This window comes from Mycobacterium sp. (genome assembly GCF_049647605.1).
GTDB lineage: Bacteria > Actinomycetota > Actinomycetes > Mycobacteriales > Mycobacteriaceae > Mycobacterium.
Genome location: NZ_JBARXZ010000095.1, coordinates 1 through 3853, shown reverse-complemented (window position 1 = coordinate 3853; position 3853 = coordinate 1). Strand labels below are relative to the sequence as shown.

Annotated in this window: 5 protein-coding genes and 1 pseudogene; 4 read left to right on the top strand and 2 right to left on the bottom strand. The window is 61.7% G+C overall.

Annotation, left to right across the window (positions count from 1 at the left end; all coding sequences use genetic code 11):
- A partial coding sequence (locus WBB07_RS12155; RefSeq protein WP_526307965.1) for an MmyB family transcriptional regulator occupies positions 1-311 on the bottom strand: 311 nt, incomplete at its 3' end.
- Positions 312-502: 191 nt separating this feature from the next.
- A pseudogene (locus WBB07_RS12150) lies at positions 503-694 on the bottom strand (helix-turn-helix domain-containing protein); the annotation flags it as partial.
- A 207-nt stretch (positions 695-901) separates the two neighbouring features.
- Here WBB07_RS12150 and WBB07_RS12145 point away from each other — a divergent pair.
- The 4 genes from WBB07_RS12145 to WBB07_RS12130 all read left to right on the top strand — a co-directional run bounded on the left by WBB07_RS12145 (position 902) and on the right by WBB07_RS12130 (position 3743).
- On the top strand, positions 902-1258 hold the full coding sequence (locus WBB07_RS12145) for a WXG100 family type VII secretion target (protein WP_526307963.1): 357 nt from the start codon (positions 902-904) through the stop codon (positions 1256-1258).
- 12 nt (positions 1259-1270) lie between these two features.
- A complete protein-coding gene (locus WBB07_RS12140; protein ID WP_526307961.1) occupies positions 1271-2989 on the top strand; it encodes an Rv0964c family protein in 1719 nt (572 codons plus the stop codon).
- Between the two features lie 2 nt (positions 2990-2991).
- Positions 2992-3450 carry a hypothetical protein gene (locus tag WBB07_RS12135; protein WP_526307958.1) on the top strand — a complete coding sequence of 153 codons (459 nt, stop codon included), beginning with the start codon at positions 2992-2994 and terminating at the stop codon, positions 3448-3450.
- Between the two features lie 77 nt (positions 3451-3527).
- Positions 3528-3743 (top strand): hypothetical protein, encoded by a 216-nt coding sequence (locus WBB07_RS12130; protein ID WP_526307956.1) that lies wholly within the window; start codon positions 3528-3530, stop codon positions 3741-3743.
- Positions 3744-3853 lie beyond the last annotated feature (110 nt).

Here is a 3853-nt window from a genome sequence, read left to right as displayed (position 1 = left end):
AGTTTCGGATGCAGAATGCGTTTGCGTAATTCCGCCGGCTGGGCGACGTCGTGGTGTTTCCACAGGGTGGCGAAGTCGGGGCTGCGCTCCAGCAGCGCGTCGACGATGTGGGCAGCGCGGGAACCGGTGCCGTCGCGTGCGTAGGCCACCCGCGCACTGGCCACGAACGTGCGCGCGACGGCTTCCTGATCCTCGGGAAGGTGCAGTGCCCGAGACGCTTCGGTGGTGAACCAGCGATAGACCACGCTGCGGGCCAGCCCCTGGTGCCGCGTGTGGTCACCGGGTAGCGCCTGCGCCGGGGGAGTCTGCACCAGCGTTTCACCCAGCGCGGCACCACCTGCGCGGCGGTGTCCTGGAGCCGGTCCAGGATCCGCAAGGTCGCCGGGCTGACCAGATCGCCGCCGAGGGCGCGGGCCGGAGCGTTGTGCCCGGCCAGCCGGTACAGGTGGTCACGCTCGTCCGGGGTCAGCCGCAGCGCCCGCGCCAGGGAAGCGACGACGGCGACGGAGGGCTGCGATCTGCGCTGCTGTTCCATCCGGTTGTAGTAGTCGGTCGAGATGACCGCCAGGGCTGCAACCTCTTCGCGGCGCAGGCCGACAGCGCGCCGCCGCGGCCCGTTGGGCAGTCCCACGTCCTCTGGTCTGAGTGCCTCGCGGCGGATCCGCAGGAAGTCGGCCAACTGGTCCTGATCCATCAGCCAAGTCTGACGGACCTTCACCCAGCCCAACCAGGGATCGTCAGACCCCCGGCGAATCCGGGCCGGCGGGAGTTTTATGAGGAAATGATGGTCGGTCCGCGGATCAGGTCGCGATTGCTGTGGCTGGGATGCTGGGTGGCGCGGCACAAGGCTGCGTCCAGCAGCGGGTGACTGGCGCGGTTTCCGGTTCGCTGCTAAGCATGCATGAACCAGCAACGAATGGTCAGGAAGGTCGCTGTGGCGATAAGGGTGAACATCGAGGATCTGGTGTCCTCGGGAACCGCGGTGACGGGCCACGGTGAAGACGTTGCGATGAAGCACACCTCGGCGGACAGTCGGATTGAGAGTGCACAGCTCGGATGGCAAGGGCGTTCGGCAGGTTCCATGGCCACCCGCCTTGCGGCATGGTCGACGACCACGGCCGCACTCCTCACACAAATGAGTGATCACGCGCAGAATCTCCACAGCTGCGCCCAAGAGTTCTGTGCCATGGAGGAGCGTCACGCCGAGTTACTGAAGATTCCGGGGCAGCAAGCAGAATCCATCGCCAGGCAGATGTAGCGGCCAGGTGTCATGACCCTGACCATCGCCGATGTTGAATGCTGGGATGCCGGCGATGTCCGTGAGGTGTTCCACGCAGCCAGTAGTCGCGCCCAGGCGGTACAGGATGCAGCCAACGGCCTGGCGACGCTGCCCGCCTTTGTGACATGGGGCGGCGAAGCAGCAGCCGCCGCTAAGGAAGCGATCGGCAGGACGCGGGCGGACCTGAATGCTCATGACCTGGAGGCTCTGACGGTAGCCAACGCGGCCCGCAGTGCCGCCGATGAAATCGAACGCATCAAAGTCGAGTTGGCGACACTGAAGTCCGATGCCGCGGTGCTCGGCATGGAGATCGATCCGGTTTCGGGTCGGGTGGTCGCCACAGCTGGGTTTGCAGGCAGTCCGATCGAACTTCTCCTCAAACAGGAGCAGCTGCAGCCGCGGGTCGACAAGTTGATTTCCGAGGCCAATGTGGTCGACATCGCGCTGGCAAATGCCATCGACATGGCTGGCGGGATGAGTCCTTCTCCCGGTTCCTCTGCGACAGATCACAGCGTTGGTGGTCAGCCAGAAGTTGCTGCACTTACCAGCGGCGGGGGCGGCGGTCCGGTCGGCGCCCCCGGGCAGATGCCGGCACCCGAGCAGGCGCATTCGGCCGATGTGACTTCGTCAGGTGCTCAGTCACCACCGACCAGCTTGCGGGATCTCCTGGGACAACCAGCTTCGTCTCCTACGCCGATCCCACTGAACCCTCGTGCGGTGGACGAATTCAAGTCTGTGGCACGTGAAGTGATGAAACGTGATGGTGTGCCTGCGGATCAAATCGAGCAGTGCCTCAACGAGATCGTTTCTCGAGCCCAGCAGCCGCTACCCGACTACGTTTCGCCGCCCGAACCTGGCGGGATGCCCGCCCCTGGTTTCGGCGAGGGCTTCGGTGACCGCTGGTTCGCCACAGAACAATTGGTCAAGGACCTCACAGGACAAGAAGGGATGGACGCCCTCCAGCAATCGTGGGTAGGAGTGGCAGAAGGACTCCACAAGGCGGTTGTCGATCCTATTGGTTCTGCGATCGGAGAGGTGCAGAATGCGCTGGACTCGCCCAGCGCCGCGTACTACCTCGGCGAGAAGGCAGCGGATGGAGTCATGAGCACACCCGCACTCATCTTCGGCGGTGAAGCCGTGCTCGCGAGAACGGCCCTCACCGATCTCGACGCCCCGGAAGACTTCAGCCACCACTCACTCGAGGTTCGAGCGCCGCAAGGGTTTGATGGATCTGCCGGCGATTACACGCTCGGACATGGGCCGACCCATGCCGACGTCTTGCCGTTTGAACTCGGTAGTCCCCTCGATACCTCCCGTCCCGAATTCACCATGCCTAACCCGCTTGACCACATGGGTCCAGAGCTGGTGCGCCAGTCTGAGCAATATTTGACGGGCAGCGGTGAGACGGTGCTGGGGCCGTTCGCCCCGGCGAACGGTGGAGATTCCTATATCCAAGTGGCCCAGGAACGAGGTTCGAGCTACTTCGATCTTGGCGATGACTGGTATTCCTACACTCCGAGTCAACAACTGGCCGCCAACCAGCACGTTCTGGATTCCGCGATCTCCAACGGCGACACCATCAAGCTATCTGTTCCGTTCTACGAGATTCGCCCCGATACTTACACTGGAGCTGAGCTGCGCTACATCATGGAACACGGCTATCAACGGGTCGATGACACAACCTTCGTTCCGTCAACAACGGGCAGGTGACAATGAAAGCACTTCTGGAACTCTTCGTAAAACACTTCGAGTTCCTGTATTCAAACTCGGCCAACCGCATAACTAACTCGAAGGCGAGTGGCGCAAACGCAATCAACGCATCTTTGACAGTTACGGGCCCAGAGCTGAGTTGGCTCATTGTCAACGATCGTGGGCAGATGCAGTTGAGCCTTGCACCTACTCGACTGCTGTCGTCAGACAACTGGTTCTGGGTGTCGCTCATCAGGCAGTACGTCGACGCACTTGACGAGATTCAGTACCTTCCAGCGACAGGAGAACTCAACTGGGTACGGGCGAACGAGCAGCGCGTGGCGGATCTATTCTCCGATCCTTCAACAATCGAGAATGTGTGTGCAGAACTGCGGGCTTTGCGTCGAGCTAATGCGGAAAAGTACTGGGGCCCTGCGGCAACCGGTGGTTCCACACCTGACTCGGTCGTTCCGCCTCGCTGAGTTAACTAGTTCAGGGCGGCTATAGGCCCGAGGGCGTGAAGGTAAGCGTCAGAGAGCTGGTCAACGAGGGAGTGCGGATGACGACGGACCACCCCTTGGACGATAAGTCCGAGGAACTACAGGCCAAGATTGACGATATCTCGGAGCGTCTCGGTGTGCGCCCCTTGTCCGTCGGACTACTCACCAACGACGGCCTCAACATCTACGTTGACAAGGACGGTTCGTATCATTTCGCGTACTTCGAACGAGGAAAGCTCCACTTCGACAGAGTGGGAATGGCGTGTTCCCGCTGAATGAGTCCAGCAAGTTCTAGAGTCCTGTGGCCCGATGTCGGGCGAGAAGGGACGATGAACGTATGGCTGGTCGGAAGCGGCACTCCGCAGAAGACATCGTGCGCAAACTG

What these genes read in the sequence shown, in the direction of transcription:
- WBB07_RS12130 (WP_526307956.1), top strand. Translation starts at nt 3,528, where the DNA reads ATGACGACGGACCACCCCTTGGACGATAAGTCCGAGGAACTACAGGCC.
- WBB07_RS12140 (WP_526307961.1), top strand. Translation starts at nt 1,271, where the DNA reads ATGACCCTGACCATCGCCGATGTTGAATGCTGGGATGCCGGCGATGTC.
- WBB07_RS12145 (WP_526307963.1), top strand. Translation starts at nt 902, where the DNA reads ATGAACCAGCAACGAATGGTCAGGAAGGTCGCTGTGGCGATAAGGGTG.
- WBB07_RS12135 (WP_526307958.1), top strand. Translation starts at nt 2,992, where the DNA reads ATGAAAGCACTTCTGGAACTCTTCGTAAAACACTTCGAGTTCCTGTAT.